The 25,068-nt window shown below is 64.6% G+C and carries 17 protein-coding genes, 1 tRNA gene and 2 riboswitches; of the genes, 8 read left to right on the forward strand and 10 right to left on the reverse strand.

The genetic code is table 11. The annotated features are described in order from the left end of the window. Positions 1 to 79: 79 nt before the first annotated feature. From C7450_RS14160 to zapE, 6 genes are all read right to left on the reverse strand, one after another. Positions 80 to 3,040, reverse strand: coding sequence for a 2-oxoglutarate dehydrogenase E1 component (locus tag C7450_RS14160; RefSeq protein WP_110375163.1), 2,961 nt, complete (start codon positions 3,038 to 3,040; stop codon positions 80 to 82). 308 nt (positions 3,041 to 3,348) lie between these two features. Then, positions 3,349 to 4,233, reverse strand: a complete 885-nt coding sequence (gene sucD / locus C7450_RS14165) for a succinate--CoA ligase subunit alpha (protein ID WP_110375073.1) — start codon at positions 4,231 to 4,233, stop codon at positions 3,349 to 3,351. After that, a complete protein-coding gene (sucC, locus tag C7450_RS14170; protein ID WP_110375074.1) occupies positions 4,233 to 5,432 on the reverse strand; it encodes an ADP-forming succinate--CoA ligase subunit beta in 1,200 nt (399 codons plus the stop codon). Before sucC ends, sucD begins: the two co-directional genes overlap by 1 nt. A gap of 142 nt (positions 5,433 to 5,574) precedes the next feature. Next, the gene (gene mdh, locus C7450_RS14175; RefSeq protein WP_110375075.1) at positions 5,575 to 6,537 is read right to left on the reverse strand and encodes a malate dehydrogenase; all 963 of its coding nucleotides are present in this window, start codon (positions 6,535 to 6,537) and stop codon (positions 5,575 to 5,577) included. A 285-nt stretch (positions 6,538 to 6,822) separates the two neighbouring features. Beyond that, positions 6,823 to 7,452, reverse strand: a complete 630-nt coding sequence (locus tag C7450_RS14180) for a TetR/AcrR family transcriptional regulator (protein ID WP_210206440.1) — start codon at positions 7,450 to 7,452, stop codon at positions 6,823 to 6,825. Positions 7,453 to 7,545: 93 nt separating this feature from the next. Then, positions 7,546 to 8,778 (reverse strand): cell division protein ZapE, encoded by a 1,233-nt coding sequence (gene zapE / locus C7450_RS14185; protein ID WP_110375164.1) that lies wholly within the window; start codon positions 8,776 to 8,778, stop codon positions 7,546 to 7,548. Positions 8,779 to 8,934: 156 nt separating this feature from the next. Here zapE and C7450_RS14190 point away from each other — a divergent pair, with 156 nt between their 5' ends. The 4 genes from C7450_RS14190 (at position 8,935) to C7450_RS14205 (ending at position 14,895) form a co-directional block, all read left to right on the forward strand. After that, positions 8,935 to 9,516, forward strand: a complete 582-nt coding sequence (locus C7450_RS14190; protein ID WP_110375077.1) for a YqaA family protein — start codon at positions 8,935 to 8,937, stop codon at positions 9,514 to 9,516. 40 nt (positions 9,517 to 9,556) lie between these two features. Then, positions 9,557 to 10,069 (forward strand): disulfide bond formation protein B, encoded by a 513-nt coding sequence (locus C7450_RS14195; RefSeq protein ID WP_110375078.1) that lies wholly within the window; start codon positions 9,557 to 9,559, stop codon positions 10,067 to 10,069. A gap of 63 nt (positions 10,070 to 10,132) precedes the next feature. Next, a riboswitch (cobalamin riboswitch) is annotated at positions 10,133 to 10,346 on the forward strand. Positions 10,347 to 10,460: 114 nt separating this feature from the next. Beyond that, positions 10,461 to 13,424, forward strand: a complete 2,964-nt coding sequence (locus C7450_RS14200; protein WP_110375079.1) for a ribonucleoside-diphosphate reductase subunit alpha — start codon at positions 10,461 to 10,463, stop codon at positions 13,422 to 13,424. Positions 13,425 to 13,764: 340 nt separating this feature from the next. Beyond that, complete coding sequence (locus tag C7450_RS14205) at positions 13,765 to 14,895, forward strand: ribonucleotide-diphosphate reductase subunit beta (protein ID WP_110375080.1); 1,131 nt, start codon at positions 13,765 to 13,767, stop codon at positions 14,893 to 14,895. A gap of 278 nt (positions 14,896 to 15,173) precedes the next feature. Here the strand turns inward: C7450_RS14205 and C7450_RS14210 are convergent, their stop codons facing one another. Both C7450_RS14210 and metE read right to left on the reverse strand, forming a co-directional pair. Then, the gene (locus tag C7450_RS14210) at positions 15,174 to 15,932 is read right to left on the reverse strand and encodes an acyl-CoA thioesterase (RefSeq protein WP_110375081.1); all 759 of its coding nucleotides are present in this window, start codon (positions 15,930 to 15,932) and stop codon (positions 15,174 to 15,176) included. Further along, positions 15,929 to 18,304 (reverse strand): 5-methyltetrahydropteroyltriglutamate--homocysteine S-methyltransferase, encoded by a 2,376-nt coding sequence (gene metE / locus C7450_RS14215; protein ID WP_210206441.1) that lies wholly within the window; start codon positions 18,302 to 18,304, stop codon positions 15,929 to 15,931. The genes C7450_RS14210 and metE overlap by 4 nt, the downstream gene beginning before the upstream one ends. 108 nt (positions 18,305 to 18,412) lie before the next feature. Continuing rightward, a riboswitch (cobalamin riboswitch) is annotated at positions 18,413 to 18,635 on the reverse strand. Positions 18,636 to 18,837: 202 nt separating this feature from the next. On the opposite strand from metE, the gene C7450_RS14220 reads away from it, so the two are divergent. The 3 genes from C7450_RS14220 to C7450_RS14230 all read left to right on the forward strand — a co-directional run bounded on the left by C7450_RS14220 (position 18,838) and on the right by C7450_RS14230 (position 22,246). Next, a tRNA-Leu gene (locus C7450_RS14220) sits at positions 18,838 to 18,922 on the forward strand. Positions 18,923 to 19,463: 541 nt separating this feature from the next. Continuing rightward, positions 19,464 to 20,633, forward strand: a complete 1,170-nt coding sequence (locus C7450_RS14225; protein WP_110375082.1) for an HlyD family secretion protein — start codon at positions 19,464 to 19,466, stop codon at positions 20,631 to 20,633. 65 nt (positions 20,634 to 20,698) lie between these two features. Then, on the forward strand, positions 20,699 to 22,246 hold the full coding sequence (locus C7450_RS14230) for an MDR family MFS transporter (protein ID WP_110375083.1): 1,548 nt from the start codon (positions 20,699 to 20,701) through the stop codon (positions 22,244 to 22,246). A gap of 216 nt (positions 22,247 to 22,462) precedes the next feature. Here C7450_RS14230 and C7450_RS14235 read toward each other — a convergent pair whose 3' ends face one another. Beyond that, entirely contained in the window at positions 22,463 to 23,101 is a 639-nt protein-coding gene (locus C7450_RS14235; protein WP_110375084.1) for a TetR/AcrR family transcriptional regulator, read from the reverse strand. Positions 23,102 to 23,172: 71 nt separating this feature from the next. Here C7450_RS14235 and C7450_RS14240 point away from each other — a divergent pair, with 71 nt between their 5' ends. Next, a complete protein-coding gene (locus tag C7450_RS14240; protein ID WP_110375166.1) occupies positions 23,173 to 24,057 on the forward strand; it encodes an aldo/keto reductase family oxidoreductase in 885 nt (294 codons plus the stop codon). A gap of 63 nt (positions 24,058 to 24,120) precedes the next feature. Here C7450_RS14240 and C7450_RS14245 read toward each other — a convergent pair whose 3' ends face one another. After that, entirely contained in the window at positions 24,121 to 25,008 is an 888-nt protein-coding gene (locus tag C7450_RS14245) for an alpha/beta fold hydrolase (protein ID WP_110375085.1), read from the reverse strand. Between the last annotated feature and the right edge of the window lie 60 nt (positions 25,009 to 25,068).

The following is a 25,068-nucleotide window of genomic DNA, read 5'->3' on the forward strand; positions in this document are numbered from 1 at the left end:
ACTGTCTGCCGGCCGGGCCGGCTGGATGACGATCTTACGGCCTTGCGGCCAGTTGGATTGAGCGCGGCGAGGGCTTCCGTCAGGAAGCCAGCGCCTCGTCAAGGAAGGCCTGCAACTGGGCCAGATGCTTCGACATCTGGCCGACAGCGGTGGAGGCCGAAGCGGGACGGCCGACATAGCGCGGACGCTTCGCCTTGAGGCCGGAATGGTCGAGCACCCACTCGAGATAGGGCTCGACGAAATTCCACGAGCCCATGTTCTTGGGCTCTTCCTGGCACCACACCACCTCCGCGTTGCGGAAGCGGGAGAGGATCCCGGCGAGCGTCTTGGCCGGGAACGGATAGAGCTGCTCGACGCGCAGGAAGAAGATGTCGTCGATGCCGCGCTTCTCGCGCTCCTCGTAGAGGTCGTAATACACCTTGCCCGAGCAGATCACGACCCGGCGGATCTTCTCGTCCTTGACGAGCTTGATCTTTTCCTTCGGCAGACGCTCGGCGTCGTCCCGCAGGATGCGGTGGAAGCTCGTGCCGTCGGACAATTCGTCCAGCGTCGAAACGCAGCGCTTGTGGCGCAGCAGCGACTTCGGCGTCATCAGGATGAGCGGCTTGCGGAACTCGCGCTTCAACTGACGGCGCAGGATGTGGAAGTAGTTCGCCGGCGTCGTGCAGTTGGCGACCTGCATGTTGTCTTCGGCGCAGAGCTGCAGATAGCGCTCCAGGCGGGCGGAGGAATGCTCCGGCCCCTGGCCTTCGTAGCCATGCGGCAGCAGCATCACGAGGCCCGACATGCGGAGCCACTTGCGCTCGCCCGAGGAGATGAACTGATCGATGATCACCTGGGCGCCATTGGCGAAATCGCCGAACTGCGCTTCCCACAGGGTCAGCGCGTTCGGCTCGGCCAGCGTGTAGCCATATTCGAAGCCGAGCACCGCCTCCTCGGAGAGCATCGAGTTGATGACCTCGTAGCGCGCCTGGTTCTCGGTGAGGTTGTTGAGGGGCGTATAGCGATCCTCGTTCTCCTGGTCGAGCAGCACCGAGTGGCGCTGGCTGAAGGTGCCGCGCTCCACGTCCTGGCCCGATAGACGCACGGGATGGCCTTCCAGGAGCAGCGAGCCGAAGGCAAGCGCTTCGCCGGTCGCCCAATCGATACCCTGGCCCTCGTTGATCGTCTTGCGACGGTTGTCGAGGAAGCGCTGGATCGTCCGGTGCAGGTGGAAACCCTCCGGCACCGTCGTCAGACGCTCGCCCATGGTCTTCAGCGTGGCGTCAGGGAGGCCCGTGGCACCGCGCCGCGGATCGTCGGCATCTTCGCGGACGGCCTTGAGGCCCGACCAACGGCCGTCGAGCCAGTCAGCCTTGTTGGGCTTGTAGGTCTGGGCGGATTCGAATTCGCCTTCGAGCTTGGCACGCCAGGCGGCCTTGGCTTCCTCGACCTCGCTCTCGGCGAGCACACCCTCGGCCACGAGCTTCTTGCCGTAGATCTCCAGCGACGTCGGATGCTGGCGGATCTTCTTGTACATGATCGGCTGGGTGAAAGCCGGCTCGTCGCCCTCGTTGTGGCCGAAGCGGCGATAGCAGAACATGTCGATGACGACCGGCTTGTGGAACTTCTGCCGGAATTCGATGGCGATCTTGGCGGCGAAAGTGACCGCTTCCGGATCGTCACCATTCACGTGCAACACCGGCGCCTCGACCATCTTGGCGAGGTCAGACGGGTAGGGCGACGTGCGCGCATAGCGCGGATTGGTGGTGAAGCCGATCTGGTTGTTGATGATGAAATGGAGGGAGCCGCCGGTGCGGTGCCCCTTCAGACCGGACAGGCCGAGGCACTCAGCGACGACGCCCTGGCCGGCAAAGGCCGCATCGCCGTGGATGAGAAGCGGCAGCACCTTGGAGCGCTCGATGGTGTCGCCCAACTGGTCCTGCTTCGCGCGGACCTTGCCGAGCACGACGGGATCGACGATCTCGAGATGCGAGGGGTTGGCGGCGAGCGAGAGATGGACGCGGTTGCCGTCGAACTCCCGGTCCGACGAGGCACCGAGGTGGTACTTCACGTCGCCGGAGCCTTCCACGTCGTCGGGCGCGAAGGAGCCGCCCTTGAACTCGTGGAAGATGGCGCGATGCGGCTTGCCCATCACCTGCGCGAGCACGTTCAGGCGGCCGCGATGGGCCATGCCGAGCGCGATGTCGCGGACGCCGAGCGCCCCGCCGCGCTTGATGATCTGCTCGAGCGCCGGGATCATCGACTCGCTGCCGTCAAGGCCGAAGCGCTTGGTGCCGGTGTATTTGACGTCGAGGAACTTCTCGAAGCCTTCCGCCTCGACGAGCTTGTTGAAGATCGCCCGCTTGCCCTCGCGGGTGAAGCTGATCTCCTTGTCCGGCCCCTCGATGCGCTCCTGGATCCAGGCCTTCTCGGTCGGATCGGAGATATGCATGAACTCGACACCGAGCGTCTGGCAATAGGTGCGGCGCAGGATCTCCAGCATCTGGTTGATGGTGGCGAACTCAAGCCCGAGCACGTTGTCGATGAAGATCTTGCGATCGTAGTCCTGCGGTCCGAAGCCGTAGGTCGAGGGATGCAACTCCTCGTGATCGCCCCGTGGTTCCAGCGCCAGCGGATCGAGGTCCGCGTGCAGGTGGCCCCGCATGCGATAGGCACGGATCATCATGATGGCGCGCACGCTGTCACGCGCGGCCTGCTCGACCTCGGCCTGGCTGAGCTCCACGCCCTTGACCTGAGCCTTGCCCTTGATCTTGTCGCCGATCGCCTTCTCGACGCCGACCCAGTTGCCGTCCAGCGCCGAGACGAGCTCGCCGTTGGCCACGATCGGCCAGTTGGGCCGCTTCCAGGACGCGCCACGCGCGTTCTCGACGATCGTTGACCCCTCGTCCTTCAGCCCGGCAAAGAACGTCTGCCACTGCTCGTCGACGGAGGACGGGTTCTGCTGGTAGCGGGCGTAGAGCTCCTCCAGATAGGCGGCATTGCCGCCGTAGAGGAAGGAAGTTTGAGCAAAGATGTCGTTCACGTCCTGGCGTGCCATCGTCTTCATCCTGGCCGGGACCTCTGCGGCGCACGCGGGTGCTGCTGCGAAGGCAAGTGCGCGGCCGTCGAAGGCCGGCTTCTCCCGCCGCAACCCGGTTTCGCGGCGAGAGGGATCGCGCGCGGCGATCCCGTTTCGATCGAACTGGATCTCTTGGATCCCCGCCGGTCATATGGCGATCGAATCGCAATATTCCCAGAAGGTTTCCAGACCCTTTCCTCTTCGACCCTCAGACGAGGATCTGTCACGTCCGGACAAGACAGATGTAAATCTGGTCCGGCGCGCGCCGGACCAGGTAAAATGCCGTCTTATCCCTTCAGGACCTCAACCAAGGTCTTGCCGAGGCGTGCCGGCGAAGGCGAGACACGGATGCCCGCTGCCTCCATGGCCGCGATCTTGTCCTCGGCGCCACCCTTACCGCCCGAAATAATGGCGCCAGCATGGCCCATGCGGCGGCCGGGAGGGGCCGTGCGGCCCGCGATGAACCCGACCATCGGCTTCGCGCGGCCCTTCTTCGCCTCGCGGGCGATGAATTCCGCGGCATCCTCCTCGGCCGAGCCGCCGATCTCGCCGATCATGACGATCGATTCGGTCGCGGGGTCGGACAGGAACATGTCCAGCACCTCGATGAACTCGGTGCCCTTCACCGGGTCGCCGCCGATGCCGACCGCCGTGGTCTGGCCGAGGCCTTCCTGGGAGGTCTGGAACACGGCTTCATAGGTCAGCGTGCCGGAGCGCGAGACGATGCCGACGCTGCCGGGCCGGAAGATGTTGGCCGGCATGATGCCGATCTTCGACTGGCCGGCGGTGACGACGCCGGGGCAGTTCGGGCCGATGAGGCGCGACTTCGAGGCATCGAGCGAGCGGCGCACGCGCACCATGTCGAGCACCGGAATGCCCTCCGTGATGCAGACGATCAGCGGGATCTCGGCATCGATGGCCTCGCAGATGGCGTCAGCGGCGCCCGCTGGCGGCACATAGACGACCGAGGCATCCGCACCGGTCTTCTCGCGCGCCTCGCGCACGGTGTCGAACACCGGCAGGCCGAGGTGCTTGGAGCCGCCCTTGCCGGGCGACGTGCCGCCCACGAGGTTGGTGCCATAGGCGATGGCCTGCTCAGAGTGGAACGTGCCGTTCTTGCCCGTGAAACCCTGGGTGATGACCTTCGTGGACTTGTCGATGAGAATGGACATCAGCGGGTTCCCTTCACGGCGGCGACGATCTTCTGCGCCGCGTCGTCGAGATCATCGGCCGGAATCACGTTCAGGCCGGATTCGCGAATGATGGTTTTGCCTTCCTCGACATTGGTGCCTTCGAGGCGGACGACCAGCGGCACTTCGAGCCCGACGGCCTTCACCGCGGCGATGACGCCGCGCGCGATGACGTCGCACTTCATGATGCCGCCGAAGATGTTGACCAGGATGCCCTTCACGTTGGGATCCGAGGTGATGATCTTGAAGGCGGCCGTGACCTTCTCCTCCGAGGCGCCGCCGCCGACATCGAGGAAGTTCGCCGGCTCTTCGCCGTAGAGCTTGATGATGTCGAGGGTCGCCATGGCGAGGCCGGCGCCGTTGACCATGCAGCCGATCGTGCCGTCGAGCGCGATATAGGCGAGGTCGTATTTGGACGCCTCGATTTCCTTCTCGTCCTCTTCCGTCACGTCACGCAGCGCGACGACGTCCGGATGCCGGTAGAGCGCGTTGGAATCGAAGGAGATCTTGGCGTCGAGGCATTTCAGCTGGCCGTCCTTGGTGACGATCAGCGGGTTGATCTCGAGCATCGCCATGTCCTTGGCGACGAAGGCGGCGTAGAGATTGGTGATGAGCTGGCCGGCCTGCTTGGCGAGGTCGCCCGTCAAGCCGAGCGCCTGCGCGACGGTGCGGCCGTGGTGCGGCATCACGCCGGTCGCAGGATCGACCGAGAAGGTATGGATCTTCTCGGGCGTCTTGTGAGCGACGTCCTCGATGTCCATGCCGCCTTCCGTCGAGACGACGAAGGCAACGCGCCCCGTGGAGCGGTCGACGAGGGCCGAGAGGTAGAACTCGCTCTCGATATCGGAGCCGTCCTCGATATAGATGCGGTTGACCTGCTTGCCGGCAGGTCCGGTCTGGATCGTGACGAGGGTGTTGCCGAGCATCTGGCCGACGAAGGTCTTGACCTCATCGACGGACTTGGCGAGGCGCACGCCGCCCTTCTCGCCGGCCTCTGCTTCCTTGAACTTGCCCTTGCCGCGGCCGCCGGCGTGGATCTGGCTCTTCACCACCCACAACGGGCCGCCAAGCTCCTTGGCGGCGGCTTCGGCCTCATCGACCGAAAAAACGGCCCGACCAGCGGAAACGGGGGCGCCGAATTCCTTGAGGATGGCCTTGCCCTGGTACTCGTGAATATTCATCCGTTTAGCCTTTCAGCTGCGGAACTGGCCGCTTGTCCGGCAGAGGCCGGACACCATCCGGCCCCTCGATCACAACAGACGCTGGCCACAATGAGGAGCTCCGGCGACCCCTGCCGCCGGACACACCCTGTGGCCGCGCTCATCAGGCAAAGGCGGGATTGATGCCCTTGCAGGCTTCGATCAGGCCTTCGACCGCCTTGACCGACTTGGCGAATTCCGCCTTCTCGGCCTCGTTCAGCTCGATCTCGACAATGCGCTCGACGCCATTCGCCCCGATGACGATCGGCACGCCGACGAAGACGTCGTTGACGCCATACTGGCCGGTGAGATGGGCGGCGGCCGGCAGCACCCGGCGCTTGTCCTTGAGGTAGCTCTCGGCCATGGCGATGGCAGAAGCCGCCGGCGCATAGAAGGCCGAGCCGGTCTTGAGAAGGTTGACGATCTCGCCGCCGCCCTTGCGGGTGCGCTCGATGATCGCATCGAGCCGCTCCTGGCTGGTCCAGCCGAGCTTGACGAGATCGGTCAGCGGGATGCCGGCAACGGTGGAGTAGCGGGCGAGCGGCACCATGTCGTCGCCGTGGCCGCCGAGCACGAAGGCGGTGACGTCCTCGACGGAGACCTTGAACTCTTCCGCGAGGAAGTAGCGGAAGCGCGCCGAGTCGAGCACGCCGGCCATGCCGACGATCTTGTTCCGCGGCAGGCCCGAGGCCTTCTGCAGCGCCCATACCATCGCGTCGAGCGGGTTGGTGATGCAGATCACGAAGGCGTCGGGCGCATATTGCTTGATGCCCTGGCCGACCGAGTCCATGACCTTGAGGTTGATGCCGAGGAGATCGTCGCGGCTCATGCCCGGCTTGCGCGGCACGCCGGCCGTGACGATGATGACGTCCGCGCCGGCGATGTCGGCGTAAGACTGCGTTCCCGAATAGGCCGCATCAAAGCCGTCGACCGGCGAGGATTCCGCGAGGTCGAGTGCCTTGCCCTGCGGGGTGCCTTCCGCGATATCGAAGAGGACGATGTCGCCGAGTTCCTTGAGACCAGCCAGATGCGCGAGCGTGCCGCCGATCTGGCCTGCGCCGATCAGAGCGATCTTCTTACGGGCCATAGAAAACGTCCTTGGCAGTTGAAAGGGAGGGATCGTGCCCCCGGGAAATATCGAGGTTCTTTGCCTCAAAGGCAGCACTGCATCAAGTCAAGGTTGTGACAGCCACCCAGGCTGCCTGGGTGCGGCGAAAACGCGCTGGAGGCGCGGTGCGTCCGATCGGAATGAAAAATAATTGCAATTGCAAATACTTATCCGTCCGCTATCGATTTGTCCGATCGATTCAACGGTAACGATTGAAGTCTGTAACAGAATTTGAAAATTGTAATTTTCGGGCTTGCGCTGAGCCTAGATCAGCCCGACCGACAGCGCCCTGAGTGCCACCCGTACCACTGCCGCGAGGCGCCTGTCGAGGACGTCACGCGGTACCCTGGTGTCAGCGAGGATGGCGCTTGGATGGGTGAATCGATACAGCACATCGGTCAGGAAGGAGAGCGCGCCTTCCCGGTCGCGCGGCTCGAAGGCGCCGGTCGCGATGCCCTCGTCCACCACGCGCTCCACGAGCATGCGGACACGCCCGCGATGCCGGCGTGTGACGGCCCGGCTCTCCAGGGTGGCCGTGACGAAGAGTTGGAAGACCGGCGCGTTCTGCTCCATCAATGTGCGGTAGAGGCGCGCCAGGTCGAGCACCAGGCGCTCAAGCTTGTCGTCGGCCGGATCCGGCGCGCTCGCCACATCGGCGATGACGGCCTCGATCGGCCGCAGCGCCTCGGCGACGACGGCGTCGACCAGCGCTTCCTTGGACGGAAAATAGCGGTAGACATTCGCGTGGGTCATGCCCGCGGCCTCTGCCACGGCCACCACGGTCATCTTGCCGGCCCCGAACTGGCGCACATGCTCGGTCGCGATGCCGATCAGCCGCGCGTCCACCCTGTCGGGCGCGATACCTTGGGGCTTTGCGGAGGGGTGTCTAGCCATGGGAGAGGTCGCCCTGGCCTGTCTCGAGAACGTCCGCCGGGCCGCAGGCCTTCCCGCGGTAAGCTCTTGCCCGGGGCGGCCGGCGCGGCCTCATCAGGTCTCCACGAGGCCCGTGCTGTCGCCGGAGCCCGTGGAGTCCCCGCGTCCGTGCGGCGCCGACAGATACTCCTCGGACTGCATCTCGATGAGGCGCGAGACCGTGCGGTCGAATTCGAAGACCTCGCGCCCCTGGTCCGCATGGTAGAGGTCCTGCGGTTCGGTGGCGGCCGAGGCGAGAAGCTTGACGTGCCGGTCATAGAGCGTGTCGATGAGGGTGATGAACCGCTTGGCCTCGTTGCGCCGGTCGAAATTGAGTGTCGGAATATCCTCGACGATGAAAGTGTGGAAGCGCTCCGCCAGCGCCAGATAGTCGGATGCGCCGAGCGGCTTGCTGCAAAGATCGGCAAAGGAGAAACGCGCGACACCGCCGGCGGCGCAGGGCACCGCGACGGGATGCCCCTTCACCGTGAATGATAGGGGAGCGCCGATGGAGCCAGAGAGGGCATGGAACATCCTGTCCAGTCTCCGGCGGGCGTCATCGTCGGCGGGCACGAGGAAGACCGGGTTGCCGGCAAGCTTTTCCAGGCGGAAATCCGTCCGCGACTGCAGCTTGACGACGTCCATGCGCTCCTTGAGGAGGGCAATGAACGGGACGAACAGCGCCCGGTTGAGCCCGTCCTCGTAAAGCCGGTCCGGCACCACGTTGGACGTGGCGACCACCACGACGCCAAGCGCGAAGAGATTGGTGAACAGACGGCCCAGGATCATCGCGTCGGCGATGTCGGTCACCGCGAATTCGTCGAAGCACAGAAGCTGGGCCTCTTTCGCCAGTTCGGCTGCGACATGGGGGATGGGGTCGGTGTCCTTCTCCTCGCCACGCTTGACGCGCTGCCGGAACTGGAAGATGCGCTCGTGCACATCGCCCATGAAGGCGTGGAAATGCGCCCGCCGCTTCAGCGCAACGGGTGCGGCCTCGAAGAAGAGGTCCATCAGCATGGTCTTGCCGCGCCCGACGGAGCCCCACACATAGAGCCCCCGTACCGCCGGCCCGTTGTCCCGCTCGCGCCGCCCCAACAGCCAAGCCAGCGGGCGCTTGGGCGCGGCCTTCACCTTTTCCGCCTGGCGCAACCTATCTACGAGGCCGTCGAGCAGCGTGATGAGGTCGAGCTGCGCCTGGTCACGCTCCACGGTGCCCGTGGCGACGAGCGCTTCGTAGCGTGCGGCGACGGCACCGGGGCTGGTGCCGGCCGTGCGGAGGTGGGTCGGGGGACGAGAATGAGCGGTCACGCCCCACGCAATAACGCTTTCGGTCGACAAGAACAATCGCGTGGGGCGCGTAAGTCTTCTGAAAAGCGAGACCGGAGGGCCGCGGGGTTGCGAATTCGGCAACCACAAAGCGCGATCGCGATGGACAAGACGGGTGGGGCAGCTTAAGCGGTCCCAATGCTGCGCCGCCTCTATGACTGGACATTGTCGCTTGCCGCAAGCCCACACGCTGCCTGGGCGCTGGCGCTTGTTTCCTTTGCGGAGAGCTCGTTCTTCCCTGTTCCACCGGACGTGCTTCTCATTCCGATGGCGTTGGCGCGGCCTGACAAGGCCTTTTTCTATGCCGGGGTGTGCACGGTCTCGTCCGTGATCGGCGGATTGTTCGGTTATGCCATCGGCGCCTTGCTCTATGACACGCTCGGGACCTGGATCATTCAGGCTTACGGCTATGGCGAGAACGTCGAGGCCTTCCGGCACGCCTATGCGGCCTACGGCGAATGGATCATCCTGATCAAGGGTCTCACGCCGATTCCCTACAAGCTCGTGACCATCACGTCCGGCTTCGCCGGTTACGATTTTCTCTGGTTCACGATTCTGTCAATCATCACCCGCGGGCTGCGGTTCTATATTCTCGCCGTCCTGGTCAACCGCTTCGGGGCTCCCGCCAAGGAAATTCTGGAGCGCAACCTCGGTCTGGCCGCAATCATCCTGTTTGCCACCATCGTCGGCGGCTTCGTAGCCTTCCGCTATATATTCTAGGGGCGCGCATCGACAGGGCGCCTCGCCTCACGAGCGTTCAATGGTTCTTCTTTCGCGCCCCCGTCTTGTTGCCCTCGCGATCCTCGTCCTTTGCGTCGCCCTCATCGGCGGCGCCTATTATTTTGAGTATGGGCTGGGGCTCATGCCCTGCGAGCTGTGCCTCAAGCAGCGCCAGCCCTATTATTTCGCCATGCCGGTGGCGGCGGTGCTCGCCCTGCTGCCCGACACGCGGCGCGATCGCCTCTTCAGGAGCCTCCGCTGGATCGGCTTCGGCCTCCTCGCGGTCGCATTCCTCTATAATGCTGGTCTCGGCGTCTACCACAGCGGGGCCGAGTGGCATTTCTGGCAGGGACCGGCGGATTGCACGGGCCCTATGAACAACAATGTCGGCCTCAATGATTTTCTGAAGAATCTGCAGTCCACCCGCGTCGTGCGATGCGACGAGGCCGCCTGGCGTTTCCTCGGTGTTTCGCTCGCCGGATGGAGCGCGCTGGCCTCGCTCGGCCTTGCCCTGCTCGCGCTCGGCGGTTTGGTCAAATTGAGGAAAAATTAACCCTGAGTGCGCCCCGCGGTTTATCGCGACAGCGCATATATTGACTTGATCCGACAACTACCCCCTATATCTAGTGGTCACGGTCGCTCGATTCGGACTCGGGCGGGCAAGAGGGAATTCGGGCACGGTGCTTTGCACCGTATAACCGAAGCTGCCCCCGCAACTGTACGTGGTGAGTCTACGTCCAACTAATGTCACTGGCGTCGCACGGCGCCGGGAAGGCAGGGCGTGGGCGGCGATCCACAGCCAGGAGACCTGCCGCGACACCATGAGATTGTCCTCGGGCGGGGTGCCCCGGTGGATCGCCAGGGGCCAGTCGCGACGGCACACGCCGGTCGTTCTCGCTCGCGCGTCCGCTCGGCCTTTGCCCCAAGAGAAGGGGTTGTTGCCGATGTCTCTGACGACAGAAATTGAAACCCGATTGTCCAATCCGCCGGCCATGGCGGTGGGCTCGGCCCGCCCCGGAACTGAGCCGGGATATCAGCTCATCCGCCGCAATGGGGCGGTGACACCGTTCGATCCGTCCAAGATCGCCGTCGCCCTGACCAAGGCGTTCCTTGCCGTCGAAGGCTCCGGCGCGGCCGCCTCCCGCCGGGTGCACGACATCGTTGCGGATCTGACCGACCAGATCGTGGCGGCGCTGACCCGTCGCGTCGAAGCCGGGCGCACCTTCCATATCGAGGATGTGCAGGACCAGGTGGAACTCGCCCTCATGCGCAGCGAGCACCACAAGGTGGCCCGCGCCTATGTGCTCTATCGCGAGGAACGGGCCCGCGAGCGTGCCCGCGCCGCCAATGAGGCGAAAGCGACGGCGGTAGAGCCGCGCCTCCAAATGAAGGACGCCGACGGCGCTTTGGTGCCGCTCGACGAGGCGCGGCTTGCCGCCATCATCGACGAAGCCTGCGCCGGCCTCGAAGGGGTGGCACCGGAGGCGATCCTCGCGGAGACGCGCCGCAACCTCTATGACGGCATCAGCCGGGACGAGCTGGCGCTCGCGCCGATCCTCGCGGCCCGCACCCTCGTCGAGACCGAGCCGGACTATGCCAAGGTCTCCGCCCGGCTCCTGAACGACAAGCTGCGGCGCGAAGCCTTGAGCTTCGTCTTCGGCCAAGCGGAGGAAGCGACCCAGGCCGAAATGGCCGCACGCTATCCCAGCTATTTCCAGGCCTATGTGAAGGCCGGCATCGACCATGAGCTTCTCGATCCGGAACTTGCGCACTTCGACCTCGCGCGTCTTGCCGGCGCCTTGAGGCCCGAGCGTGACCTCAATTTCGACTATCTCGGCTTCCAGACGCTCTATGACCGCTATTTCCTGCATGTGCGCGGCACCCGCTTCGAGCTGGCGCAGGCCTTCTTCATGCGTGTCGCCATGGGCGTTGCCCTGCGCGAGGTTGACCGGGACGAGAAGGCGATCGAATTCTACAATCTGCTCTCCTCCTTCCGGTTCATGTCATCGACGCCGACGCTGTTCAATGCCGGCACGCGCCGCTCGCAGCTCGCCTCCTGCTTCCTGACGACGGTGTCGGACGATCTCGACGGCATCTTCAAGGCCATCAAGGATAACGCCTTGCTCGCCAAATATTCCGGCGGCCTCGGCAACGACTGGACGCCGGTGCGCGGCCTCGGCGCCCATATCAAGGGCACCAACGGCGAGAGCCAGGGTGTCGTGCCGTTCCTGAAGGTCGCCAATGACACGGCGATCGCCGTGAACCAGGGCGGCAAGAGGAAGGGCGCCGTCTGCGCTTATCTCGAGACCTGGCATGTGGATATCGAGGAGTTCCTCGATCTCAGGAAGAACACGGGCGACGACCGCCGCCGCACCCATGACATGAACACGGCCAACTGGGTGCCGGACCTGTTCATGCAGCGTGTGGAGGCCGATGGCGTATGGACGCTGTTCTCGCCGGACGAGGTGCCGGATCTGCACGATCTCTACGGCCCCGCCTTCCGCGAAGCCTATGAGGCCTATGAGGGGAAGGCCGCACGCGGCGAGATGCACGTGTTCAAGCAGGTGAGGGCGGTCGATCTCTGGCGGCGCATGCTGACCATGCTGTTCGAGACCGGCCACCCCTGGCTCACCTTCAAGGATCCCTGCAACATCCGCTCGCCCCAGGGGCATGTCGGCGTGGTGCATTCCTCGAACCTCTGCACCGAGATCACGCTGAACACGTCCCACGACGAGGTGGCTGTCTGCAATCTCGGCTCCGTCAATCTGGCAGCCCATGTCACGGCCGACGGCCTTGACAGGGAGAAGCTGGCGGCGACGGTCAAAACCGCGATGCGCATGCTCGACAATGTCATCGACATCAATTTCTACACGATCCCCGAGGCGCGCCGGTCGAACCTGCGGCATCGGCCGGTCGGCCTCGGGCTGATGGGTTTCCAGGACGCCTTGCAGACGCTGCGTATTCCCTATGGCTCGGACGCGGCCATCACCTTCGCCGACGAGAGCATGGAGGCGATTTCCTTCCATGCGATCGCTTCCTCCGTCGATCTCGCGGCGGAGCGCGGGCGCTATTCCTCCTTCGAGGGCTCGCTGTGGTCGCGCGGCATCCTGCCGATCGATTCGGTCGGCCTGCTGGCGGAGGCCCGAGGGGTCGCGTCCGAGGAGGGCGTTTTCAATCGCGCCGCGACGCTCGATTGGGAGGGCCTGCGCCAGCGCGTGGTGACGACCGGCCTGCGCAATTCCAATACGATGGCGATCGCGCCCACCGCGACCATCTCCAATATCTGCGGCGTCAGCCAGTCGATCGAGCCCGCCTATCAGAACCTCTTCGTGAAATCCAACATGTCGGGCGATTTCACCGTGGTGAACGCCGCGCTGGTGCGCGACCTCAAGGCGCGCGGCCTGTGGGACGAGGTGATGGTGTCGGACCTCAAATATTTCGACGGCAGCGTCGGCCAGATCGACCGTGTGCCCGACGATCTCAAGGCGCTCTATGCCACGGCCTTCGAGATCGATTCCGCATGGCTGATCGAGGCGGCCGCGCGCCGGCAGAAATGGATCGACCAGGCGCAATCGCTCAATCTCTATATCGCCAATCCGTCCGGCCGGAAGCTCGATACGCTCTATCGCCTGGCCTGGCAGCGCGGCCTGAAGACGACCTATTACCTGCGCTCGCGCTCCGCGACCCATGTCGAGAAGTCCACGCTGAAGGGCACGGACGGCAAGCTCAATGCGGTGTCCGCGGTCTCTGCGGTCTTGCCATCGGCCGCGGTCGCACCGGCGAAAGCGCCAATCTTCGTTGCCGAGGCGCGCAGCTCCGGCGATGCGACGGCGGGCGATGTGGACTTAGGTAACGCCTGGGGCAAGGCCTGCGCCATCGACGACCCGGATTGCGAAGCCTGCCAATAGGGGACACCGCCCTGGAACGCGATCGCCCCCTTGAGACCAATCCACGTTCAAGAATTGCCCAAGCGCTACCATCGTCATCACCGGGCTTGTCCCGGTGATCCCGACCGGAAAGGCGCCTCAATAAATCGGGATGGCAACGGAACTAGGCTGTAGCCGAGTTCCGCGTTGGACAAGTTGAAGTCGGGCAAGCCCGACTTCAATGACAAGCCCGGCCATGACAACAGAGAATGCTGAATGTCGATTGAACCTAGAGGGAAGCCCTTGCCCGCAGGGCCGGGGTGGGGTGAAGGCCCCCGCCCCCCCGGGGCCACTGCCCAAATTCATCCTGGAGAATAAAAGAATGCTCGACTGGTCAGAGCCGAAGGCAACAACCGCGCTCCCATTCCAGCCCTCGCTGTCCGGCCAGCAGCCCGCTGGCGACGCGACGGGCCTCGGCACCATCGATCGCGGTGGCCAGCGCGTGTCCGTCGATGACAAGGCGATGATCAACTGCCGCGCCGACGTGAACCAGCTGCTGCCGCTCAAGTATAAATGGGCGTGGGAGAAATATCTCGCTGGTTGCAACAACCACTGGATGCCGACCGAAGTCTCCATGCAGGCCGATATCGCCTTGTGGAAATCACGCGACGGCCTGACGGAGGACGAACGCCGCGCCATCAAGCGCAATCTCGGCTTCTTCGCGGCCTCCGAAAGCCTCGTCGCCAATAATATCGTGCTGGCTATCTATCGCCATCTGACCAATCCGGAATGCCGGCAGTATCTGCTGCGCCAGGCCTTCGAGGAGGCGGTCCACACCCACACCTTCCAGTATATCGTGGAGAGCCTCGGCCTCGACGAGGGCGAGCTGTTCAACATGTATCGCGAGGTCCCCTCGATTACTGACAAGGCGGCCTGGGCGCTGAAGCACACGCAGCATCTCGACGATCCCGACTTCAAGACCGGCACGCCGGCGGCGGACCAGGCCTTCCTACGCGATCTCGTGGCCTTCTACGTCGTCTTCGAGGGCATGTGGTTCTATACGGGCTTCGCACAGATCCTGTCGCTCGGCCGGCGCAACAAGATGGTCGGCATTGCCGAGCAATACCAGTACATCCTGAGGGATGAGAGTATTCATCTCAATTTCGGCATCGACGTCATCAACCAGATCAAGCACGAGAACCCGCATCTCTGGACATCGGCCTTCCAGGACGAAATGCGCGGGATGCTGCGCGACGCGGCGGAGCTCGAAGCGTCCTATGGACGGGACACCATGCCGCGCGGTTTTCTCGGCCTGAATGCCGCGCTCTGCGAGCAGTACATGCATTTCATCGCCAACCGGCGCTGCGCGCAGCTCGGGCTTTCGCCGGTCTTTCCCGAGACGGACAATCCCTTTCCCTGGATGTCCGAGGCGATGGATCTGAAGAAGGAAAAGAACTTCTTCGAGACACGCGTCATCGAATACCAGAACGGCGGCGCGCTGAGCTGGGATTGATTGGTCCGGAGAGCCCCCACCCCTTACCCCTCCCCCGCGGATCTTGGGCTTGTCCAAGATCCGCGGGCATCTGCGCAAGTCGCGCAAGCCCGACTTGCGTTGGGGGGCATCCCACGTTGAGAATTCTGGATAGCGGATCGGCCTTCCGTCCGCTTCGTCGCACGATGGCTTGGCCTCCACGCTGCCGTCGCCCCTCCCCCTTTGCGGGGAGGGGTAAGGGGTGGGGGGTTAGAGCAATTCCGGACGCAGAACCGCTGCACACTTCCGCTGGAATGGCTCTAACCGTCGATCGGCACGGGACGCTGGTTCTCGTCAACGGCGACCATCACGAAGCTGCCTTGCCCGCAGAGCCGGCGCGTGCCGGCCAGGAGGTCCTCGCTCCAGAGATCGATGGCGATGGTCATGGAGCTGCGGCCGGTGGCCTCGACCCTCGGCACGAGTTCCATGACCTCTCCCTGCCCGATGGCGTGGGTGAAGTTGACCTCCCGCGTCGCGGCCATGACGATCGGCTTGCGGGCATGGCGCGTCGCCGTGATGAAGGCTGCCTTCCCCATGGCGGCGAGCGCGTTGCCGCCATAGAGTGTGCCGTAGTGGCTGAGCTGCTGTGGGAAGACCATCTCGACCATGCGGAAGACACCGTCGTCGCCCCCATCGGGTTGGAGAGGCGGCAGCGTCGCGCCGGCCTCGACGCCGACGGCCACCATGTTGAAGACCCCACGCGTGCACAGTCGCCGTTCGCCGGTGAGAAGCGCCTCCGCATGGAGCTCCACCGCGGCGCTGACAGAGCGTCGCCCGACGCGAACAAGGCGGCCGGTGAGTTCGACGATCTCGCCGAGCCGCGCGGGGGCGGCGAAGTCGATGCGCTCGCAGGAGGCCGTGACGAAATCGACCCGCCCATGGCGCGAGGCGGCGATGAACGCCACCTTGTCCATATGCGAGAGGCCGACGCCGCCGAACAGGGTGCCGTGGTGATTGGTATCGCCGGGAAAGACGATGTCGACGAGGCGGGTCACGGGCCCGGGATTGTCGGCGCTCATTCGGCGGCCTGCGCCGTGGCGCTGCGCAACTGTCGGGCGGCGGCGACCATATTGACGAGCGCCGGCCGCACCTCCTCCCATTTGCGCGTCTTCAGCCCGCAATCCGGGTTCACCCAGATCTGGTCGGGGCTGAGCCGTTCTGCCGCGCGATGCAGCAAATCGACCATCTCCTGGACCGTCGGCACGCGCGGCGAATGGATGTCGTAGACACCAGGCCCGATTTCATTGGGGTAACGATAGGTCACGAAGGCATCCAGCAGTTCCATCTTCGAGCGCGACGTCTCGATGGAGATGACATCGGCATCCATCGCGCCGATCGAAGCAATGATGTCGTTGAATTCAGAATAGCACATATGCGTGTGGATCTGCGTCGCGTCGCGCACGCCCGAAGCCGACAGGCGGAACGCCGTCACCGCCCAGTCGAGATAGGCTGGCCAGTCGCCGCGCCGGAGCGGCAGCCCCTCGCGGATGGCCGGCTCGTCGATCTGGATGACGCCGATACCGGCGGCCTCGAGATCCGTGACCTCATCACGAAGGGCGAGCGCGATCTGCCGGCAGACCTCGGCCTTCGGCAGGTCGTCGCGCACGAAGGACCAGAACAGCATGGTGACCGGCCCGGTCAGCATGCCCTTCATCGGCTTCTGCGTCAGCGACTGGGCATGGGACGACCATCGCACGGTCATGGCCGCCGGCCGCGACACATCGCCGAAGATGATCGGCGGGCGGACATAGCGCGAGCCATAGCTCTGCACCCAGCCATGCCGGGTAAAGGCATAGCCGGCTAACTGCTCGCCAAAGTACTGGACCATGTCGTTGCGCTCGAACTCGCCATGCACGAGGACATCGAGGCCGATCTCCTCCTGCCAGCGAACGGCCGCCTCGGTCTCACGCTGCAGAAAGGCCTCGTAGTCGCTGTCGCTGAGCGCCCCCCTGGCATGGGCGGCGCGGGCCTTGCGGACCTCCGCTGTCTGCGGGAAGGAGCCGATGGTCGTCGTGGGGAAGGCCGGCAGGTTGAGCGCGGCCTGCTGCAGCTTGCGCCGCATGGGGAAGGGCGACTGGCGCGCGGCCATCGCGGGCGTCACTGCGGCTGCGCGCCCCTGGACGGCCGGATCATGCACCTTCGCGGATGTCCGGCGCGCCTCGGCGGCCTTGGTCGATGCCTCGAGCGCGGCGCCGACACTGGCGCGGCCATGGGTGAGGGCGGTGCCGAGCGTGACGAGTTCTTCCATTTTCTGCACGGAAAAGGCGAGCCAGTCCCTGAGGTCGGCGTCGAGTTCCGTCTCGCGTGCCAGGTCGATCGGCACATGCAGCATCGAGCAGGAGGGCGCGAGCTGGATGTGGTCGCGCCCGCGCCGCGCCAGGGCTGGCTCCAGCCTGTCCAGCAATGCTGCAAGATCGGCGCGCCAGACATTGCGGCCGTCGATGATGCCGAGCGACAGCACGAGTCCCTGCGGCGCGCTGGCCAGCACGGCATCGAGCTGTTCGGGGGCGCGCGCGAGATCGATATGCAGCCCGGCGACAGGCAGCGTCACGGCGGTGACCAGATTCTCGCCGAGCGCGCCGAAATAGGGGACGAGCATGATCTTGAGATCGGGCAGCGCATGGGCGAAGAGGCCATAGGCCTCGTGCAGCGCCTGCCGGGTCCCGTCGTCGAGGTCGAGCACCAGGCAGGGCTCGTCGATCTGCACCCAGGTCGCGCCATTGGCGGCGAGGCGCCGCAGCACGTCGACATAGACGGGAAGGAGTGCGCCGAGAAGCGACAGGGGATCGAAGGCCGGATCCTTGCTCTTGCCCAGCTTGAGATAGGTCACCGGTCCGAGCAGCACCGGCCGTGTCTCGAAGCCGAGCGCCTTTGCCTCGCGATATTCCTCGACAGGCTTCAGGGACGCCAACGAAAAGACCTGATCGGCTGCGAATTCCGGCACCATATAGTGGTAGTTGGTGTCGAACCACTTGGTCATTTCCAGCGCCGGCACTCCGGCTTCGTGATCGTGACCGTGCCCATGACCGTCACACCCATCGCCATGCGCGTCGCCTTGTGTGCCGCGCGCCATCGCGAAATAGGTCTCGAGCGGGACTTGCCCGCCGGTCCAGCCATAGGCGGGCGGGATTGCGCCGACCATGGCGCTGGTGTCGAGCACGTGATCGTAAAGCGAGAAGTCGTTCGACGGGATCGCGGTCACCCCCAACGCATGCTGCCGCGCCCAATTGGCGGCGCGCAGGGCTGCGGCCGTTTCCAGGAGCTGCGAGCTGCTGGATTGACCTGACCAGAAGTGTTCGAGCGCGGCCTTGAGTTCACGGCGCGGACCCATCCGCGGCGTGCCAAGCGTGCTGATGACGAGAGATTGTGAAGACATCGATTTGGAAGACATCGGCTTGAACCCAAATGTTGGGAGCAAAGGCCGAGCGGCAGGCAAACAGCCCCGTCACGGGCAACCGTCGACGAGCCTGCAAGCGCACCACCGGGACACCCCGCCCAGGGACGTTATCAGGCCGCGGCAGGTCTCCTGGCTTGCGGGTCCATGCTTTCGCCCGGCCTTCCCGGAGCACGATGCTCCAGTGACACGGAATGGGCGACAGCTCACCGCTCACAGTTGCGGGGGCAGCTCCAGCATAGGCGTTCTGGAAGAACGCCGCACCGGATTCCCTCTTAGCTCCGGTGCCTCACGCAAGGCCCGGAGAACCACGACGTCGGCGAATGTGCCTCGCGGGCGGGAGTGTGTCAAGATAGATATAAAGACATGCTTATATCGTAATCTTCTTGCAGGCCATGGCGTGGTGTATTCCGGCGCTGCACAGGGAGCCGAGGCGGTGAGGACGAGCGGAAAAACAATCCGCTCGAGGCTGGACTTTCCCCGGTCTGCTATGGCAAATAGCTGCCCATGTGACGGCTCCGTCGTCCTATGCGGGTGTGGTGGAACTGGTAGACGCGCCGGACTCAAAATCCGGTTCCGAAAGGAGTGTCGGTTCGATTCCGACCACCCGCACCACTTTCTCGGGCTGCCGCGCTTACGGGCAGAGATACGGAAATCTGGAACCCGTTGGCTAAGCTGGATGTCTGCCAACCAGCGAGGCGTGCTGTCGGTTCTGCCCCCCTCCAAGGTCGCGCGCGGTCGAGCCTCAGGCTCGTGAACAAGCGGGCGTCCAGGCATTCCGCCCGGACCTGACCGCTGAGCGGCGTCGTGAAGCCGCTGTTGGTCAGCACTCCGGGCCGCGCACAACGCGATAATGCCGCATTCCCCGCGGAAAAATATCCCGCGAGCACCCATAAGGTGCCCGCCGTGGCTTCGGCTTATCAGCTTATCGGGCTCAGACGGCACCTCATCGCGCATCTCACGCCGATTACACGCAGCGGCGTGCGAACGCGAAAGTTGCTCTCCGCCTGCGAAAGACCGGGGCCGGTTTCACCGCCATGGTGTCGACATGGCCGGGACGAAGGTTGGCTGACCAATCGTGTCCGACGTCGCCTCTTCGAGGCGGCGCCTGAACACCGACGCAGACGGGGCCGCATTGCGCGGAGGCAGGACGATCATGGCGATGACAAGCCCAGCGACCTCAGACTTGCAGCGTCCTGCTCCGGCCGCCTCGCCCGCGCCCGCATCCCAATCCGTCGTCATCGGCGCCGCCCCGGCACCAGACGCGGCTTCGCCGCGTCGCAAGCTGATCCGTCGTGCCGCGATCGGCCTGGCGGTCTTGGCCGTTCTTGGCGGGACGATCGTCTGGGGCGTGAACTACTGGACGACCGGACGCTTTCTCGTCGCGACCGACGACGCCTATGTTCAGGCCGATGTGATTACGATCTCGCCGCAGGTGCAGGGCTATGTCAGCCAGGTGCTGGTGGACGACAACGCGCATGTCAGGGCCGGACAGTTGCTGGCCACCATCGACGACCGCCCTTTCCTCGCCGCACTGGACCAGGCCAAGGCCGCCGTCGCCGAAGCCCGGGCCGACATCGCCGACATCGAGGCGACGCTTGACCAGCAGGCATCGGCCATCGCCGAGGCAAGCGCAACCGTCAAGGTCGATGAGGCCGCCGAGGCCTTCGCCGAACAGAACAATCAGCGGTTCGGAAAGCTTGCAAGCGAGGGCTTCGGAACCGTCGCGAGGGCGCAGGAGACCCAGGCAGCCATCGACTCCGACAAGGCGACTGTGACCAAGGACGAGGCTGCCCTGACCGTCGCCCAAAAGCAGGTCGCCACATTGCAGGCCGAGCTGGCAAAGGCCAAGGCGGCGCTTGTCCAGCAGCAGGCGGCTGAGCGACGGGCGGAGCTCGATCTCGGATACACGCGGATCACCGCCCCGGCCGATGGCGTCATTGGTGAGCGGACCCTGCGGCAGGGCGCATTCGTTCAGCCGGGGACGGCGCTGATGGCGGTCGTGCCGCTCTCCGCCGTCTATGTCGTCGCGAATTTCGAGGAAACCCAGCTCGCCGGCGTGCACGAGGGCCAGAAGGTTGCGATCGCCGTCGACGCCTTTCCCGGCGAAACCGTGCATGGCGTCGTCAACAGCCTTGCACCGGCAAGCGGGCAGGAATTCTCGTTGCTGCCGCCCGACAATGCGACCGGCAACTTCACGAAGATCGTCCAACGCATTCCCGTCAAGATCACGATTGACGCCGGCGATCCGCTGGCCGGGCGGCTTCGCCCGGGCATGTCGGTCACACCGACCATCGACACCCGTTCCGGGCCACCGCGGCGCTGAACGACGGACAATCGCCTAAGCCGACGGAGGCTGCCGTGACCGATACGTCCATCCCAGGCGGGCCGATGCCGGAGCGTGCGTCGCTGAGGACGTGGATTGCCGTGTTCGGCGGCATTCTCGGCGCACTCATGGCGGTGCTCGACATTCAGATCACCAACTCGTCCCTGCCCGACATCGAGGGCGGGATCGGCACCGGATCCGAGAACGGCACCTGGATCTCGACGTCTTATCTGATCGGCGAGATCATCATGATCCCGCTGACCGCCTATCTCAGCCAGGTGTTCTCGTTCCGGCGGGTCCTCATCACCAATGCCTCGCTGTTCCTGGTGTTCTCGGTCGGCTGCGCTTTTGCCACCAACCTGACTGAGATGATCATCATGCGCGCGCTGCAGGGCTTCACCGGTGGCGTGATGATCCCGATGGCCTTCACGCTGGTGTTGACCCGCCTGCCACCAGCCCAGCGCCCGACCGGGATCGCGCTCTTCGCGATGACGGCGACGTTCGGTCCGGCGATCGGGCCGACCATCGGCGGATATCTGACCGACAATTTCGGCTGGCCCTATGTCTTCTTCGTCAATCTTTTGCCGGGCGCGGTGATGCTCCCGCTGCTGTTTGCAACGCTCGACAGGGCGCCGATGCGCCTGTCCCTGCTGCGCGAGGGCGACTGGTTCGGCATCGGTACGATGGCGGTCGGTCTTGCGGCGTTCCAGACCCTGCTCGACGAAGGCAATCAGAACGGCTGGTTCGGCTCGCCCTATATCGTCAAGCTCGCCATCGTGGCGGCCGTGTTTCTCGGCGCTTTCGTTGTGATCGAGCTTGTGGTCCAGCGTCCGGTAGTGCCCCTCCGGTTCCTTGGACGGCGCAATTTCGGCCTGGGCACGCTGGTCAACGTCCTGGTCGGCTTCGCCCTCTTCGGCTCCGTCTATGTGCTGCCGACCTATCTCGGCGAGGTTCAGGGCTATGATGCCGAACAGATCGGGCTGACCCTGGCCTGGGTGGGGCTGCCGCAGCTCTTGATCATCCCGTTCGTGCCGTGGCTGGTCAAGATCATCGACGCGCGCTGGCTCGTGACCATCGGGCTGATCATCTTTGCGATCAGCTGCCTCATGAATACCCATATGAGCCTCGACTATTCAGGCCCGCAGTTCCAGATGTCCAATCTCGTCCGCGCGGTCGGGCAGGCGATCGTGCTCTCGCCGCTGACGGGCATTGCGATGATCGGCATCAGCCGCGAGGAGTCGGCCGCGGCCTCGGGGCTTTTCAATATGTTGCGATCCCTCGGAGGGGCCGTCGGAACGGCCGTGCTCGCGACGTTCATTACCCGGCGCGAGCAGTTCCACTCCAATATCGTCGGTCAGTCGGTTACCGCGTATAGTTCTGCGGCCCAGGCGGAGATCGCGCAGTTGCAGCAGCATCTGCAAGCGAGCGGGGTGATAGATCCTGCGCTGGCGCATGAAAGCGCGCTTGTGGCGCTCGGCCGGATCATCAAGCAGCAATCCTTGATCATGGCTTACTCCGATACGTTCGGCCTGCTCGCCGGGATGCTGCTGATCGCGGCGACCGTAACGCTGCTGACGCGCAAGGGAACTCCAGGCAGCGTCGCGGCCCGTTGATCGTCTGCACGAACGCGATCGCCTCCAGAATCTCCGCGCAATGCGGCTGCGCACGGTAGAGCGCGCGCAGAGCGGAGGCGCCACCATCGGCGAGCGGGGTCGCGAGGGGCGGAACCGCTCCGGGATGGGTGTCGCAAGCTCATGGTTTGCTTGACCTGATGGGTGTCGATCGTGCGGCGTGAGGGGATTTCCGGTTGATCGTCGGCGCCGCCGCGCTCAGCTCGTCGTCCCAGACTGATACGCTTGGAGATAGGCTGTCACCAAGAGGACAAGCTCTCTTTCGACGCGCGGTGCAAATGCGGCCGGCGGATCTTCTGTGAGCAAGGTCTGAATCGGCCCGACCAAGGCGCCGAGCGCTACCTCTGCAACCAGGGTTGGATCATCGAATTCGGCGTCCGGCGCGCTCGTCAGCATAGCCGCGACTGCCGCCGTGATGCGCGCGCGCATGAGGGCGGCGAGAGCGAAACCACCCCGCTCCTCGGCGACGGCGTAAAGGGCCTTTGCTTCCTCGGGGTGGCGCAGCTTGGCAGTCAGGAAAGCGACGACGAAGGCAGAAGCCATCCGCGAAAGGGGTTGGCCTCGATGAGTCTGGCAGGCGCGTTCGACGGCGGCGGCGATACCTTCGAGATGTCGTTCCAGGACAGCGGCGAGCAGCGCATCGCGGTTCGGATAGTATTGATAGAGGCTGCCGACCGACATGCCCGCGCGCTCGGCGACGCGAGTGGTCGTGCAGCGGCTCAGGCCCTCCCGGATCAAAACCTGAATGGCCGCGAGGTGCAGCGCATCGACGGTGACCGCGGAACGGGCCTGAACCGGGGATTTTCTAGGCTTCAGGGTCGCCGAGACGGCTCTCATGGAATGCGAATTCAATATGTGAGGGATGCTTCATATATTCACCTGGTCACCCCCCGACAAGGATCAAGATGATGACCAGCACGTTCACCCTCGGCAGCCGCGCCGTAAAACGGCTCGGCTACGGCGCCATGCAGCTCGCGGGACCGGGGGTTTTTGGACCGCCGGCGGATCATGCCGCGGCGCTGGCCGTCTTGCGCGAGGCGGTCGCGTCCGGGGTGAATCATATCGATACCAGCGACTTCTACGGCCCGCATATCACCAACCGGCTGATTCGCGAGGCGTTGCGTCCCTATCCGGATGATCTCGTCATCACCACCAAGATCGGTGCCAAACGGGGGTCGGACGGCTCATGGCAGCCTGCCTTCTCGCGCGAAGACCTCATCCAGGCGGTGCATGACAATCTGCGCAATCTTGGCCTGGACGTCCTTGATGTGGTCAATCTGCGGGCGATGTTCAGCATTCATGGCCCCGCCGAGGGGTCGCTGGAAGAGCCGCTGACGGTGCTGGCCGAGCTGCAGCAGAAAGGCCTGATACGCCACATCGGCCTCAGCAATGTCACACCGGCACAGATCGCCGAAGGACAGAAGATCTGCACAATTGTCTGCGTCCAGAACCACTACAACCTGGCTCACCGGGTTGATGACGCCGTGATCGACGATCTCGCCGGCAGCGGCATCGCCTATGTGCCGTTCTTTCCGCTCGGCGGGTTCTCCCCCCTGCAATCCTCAACCCTGTCCGAAGTCGCAGAGAGCCTCGGTGCCGCGCCCCTGCAGGTCGCGCTCGCCTGGCTCTTGCGCCGCGCGCCCAATATCCTGCTGATCCCGGGCACCTCGTCCGCCGCCCATCTGCGGCAGAATCTGGCGGCGGCCACCCTCGATCTGCCGGATCAGGCGCTCGCCGCTCTCGCCCTCGCCTCGGAAAGGATCGGGCAGCCGGACGCCGAGGTCACGGCGTAAATTGAGGTCGTTGCAGCGGAGAGGTCGTCTCCATCTGCATCCTTGGCTGCCGTCAAGGCGGTGCTATCCGCTGTGGTGGCGGAGCAGGAAGGGAAGGGCGAGCTCAAGCACCGCGTCCGGTGCTTCCTCGGCCTGGAGGTGGCCGGCATCGATCGGTGCCCCTTCCACATGTGTCGCCCAACGTCGCCAGATGGCGATGGGATCCGGTCCGCTCAGGTAGGTTCCCTGCTCCCACGTTACGAGAAGTGGACATTCGATCCGGCGGCCCGCCGCGAGATCGGCCTCGTCATGGGCAACGTCGATCGTCGCGCCGGCGCGATAGTCTTGGCAAATCGCATGACGCACCTCCGGCCGTTGGAATGCAGCGCGATAGGAGGCTACAGCCTCGTCAAGGAGCCGGTCGCGATACTTCGCCATCCGATCGAGCGTCAGTTCGAGGAAATGCGCCGGATCGGCCGCGAGCAGGCGTTCCGGCAGATCGAAGGGTTGCGCGAACAGGAACCAATGATAGGCGTGCAGACCGAACTGTCGGTTCGCCCGGGCCCACATCTCCCATGTCGGGATCACGGTCAACGAGACGAGCGCGGCGACGTTGTCCGGATGATCGAGAGCGAGGCGGTAGCCGACGCGGGCGCCCCGATCATGGGCCATCACGGCAAAACGCGCGAAGCCGAGCTGCGACATGAGCTGCAATTGGTCAGCGGCGAGCGCCCGCTTGGAATAGGACTCGATGCCGGCGTCGGGGATGCGCGCCGCGCTCGCGCCATAGCCCCGCATATCCGGCGCGACGACCGTGAAGTGACGGCAGAGCGTCGGCCAAATCTGGTGCCAGGCAACATGGGTCTGCGGATAGCCATGGAGGAGCAGGAGTGGCGGCCCTGAGCCGCCGACCACCGCATTGACGATCGCCCCATCGGTCTCGTAGCGCTGCGGCTCGACGTCGAAAAGCATGGATCTTCCCCACCGATCACCAAAACGGATGTGGTAATTGCGCACAAAATATGCGAAACG

Origin of the sequence: Chelatococcus asaccharovorans, assembly GCF_003201475.1 — a bacterium.
GTDB lineage: Bacteria > Pseudomonadota > Alphaproteobacteria > Rhizobiales > Beijerinckiaceae > Chelatococcus > Chelatococcus asaccharovorans.

Coding starts and splice junctions, on each gene's coding strand:
- C7450_RS14160 (WP_110375163.1), bottom strand. CDS start 3,040: ATGGCACGCCAGGACGTGAACGACATCTTTGCTCAAACTTCCTTCCTC.
- sucD (WP_110375073.1), bottom strand. CDS start 4,233: ATGTCCATTCTCATCGACAAGTCCACGAAGGTCATCACCCAGGGTTTC.
- sucC (WP_110375074.1), bottom strand. CDS start 5,432: ATGAATATTCACGAGTACCAGGGCAAGGCCATCCTCAAGGAATTCGGC.
- mdh (WP_110375075.1), bottom strand. CDS start 6,537: ATGGCCCGTAAGAAGATCGCTCTGATCGGCGCAGGCCAGATCGGCGGC.
- C7450_RS14180 (WP_210206440.1), bottom strand. CDS start 7,452: ATGGCTAGACACCCCTCCGCAAAGCCCCAAGGTATCGCGCCCGACAGG.
- C7450_RS14190 (WP_110375077.1), top strand. CDS start 8,935: ATGCTGCGCCGCCTCTATGACTGGACATTGTCGCTTGCCGCAAGCCCA.
- C7450_RS14195 (WP_110375078.1), top strand. CDS start 9,557: ATGGTTCTTCTTTCGCGCCCCCGTCTTGTTGCCCTCGCGATCCTCGTC.
- C7450_RS14200 (WP_110375079.1), top strand. CDS start 10,461: ATGTCTCTGACGACAGAAATTGAAACCCGATTGTCCAATCCGCCGGCC.
- C7450_RS14205 (WP_110375080.1), top strand. CDS start 13,765: ATGCTCGACTGGTCAGAGCCGAAGGCAACAACCGCGCTCCCATTCCAG.
- C7450_RS14210 (WP_110375081.1), bottom strand. CDS start 15,932: ATGAGCGCCGACAATCCCGGGCCCGTGACCCGCCTCGTCGACATCGTC.
- metE (WP_210206441.1), bottom strand. CDS start 18,304: ATGTCTTCCAAATCGATGTCTTCACAATCTCTCGTCATCAGCACGCTT.
- C7450_RS14225 (WP_110375082.1), top strand. CDS start 19,464: ATGGCGATGACAAGCCCAGCGACCTCAGACTTGCAGCGTCCTGCTCCG.
- C7450_RS14230 (WP_110375083.1), top strand. CDS start 20,699: ATGCCGGAGCGTGCGTCGCTGAGGACGTGGATTGCCGTGTTCGGCGGC.
- C7450_RS14235 (WP_110375084.1), bottom strand. CDS start 23,101: ATGAGAGCCGTCTCGGCGACCCTGAAGCCTAGAAAATCCCCGGTTCAG.
- C7450_RS14240 (WP_110375166.1), top strand. CDS start 23,173: ATGACCAGCACGTTCACCCTCGGCAGCCGCGCCGTAAAACGGCTCGGC.
- C7450_RS14245 (WP_110375085.1), bottom strand. CDS start 25,008: ATGCTTTTCGACGTCGAGCCGCAGCGCTACGAGACCGATGGGGCGATC.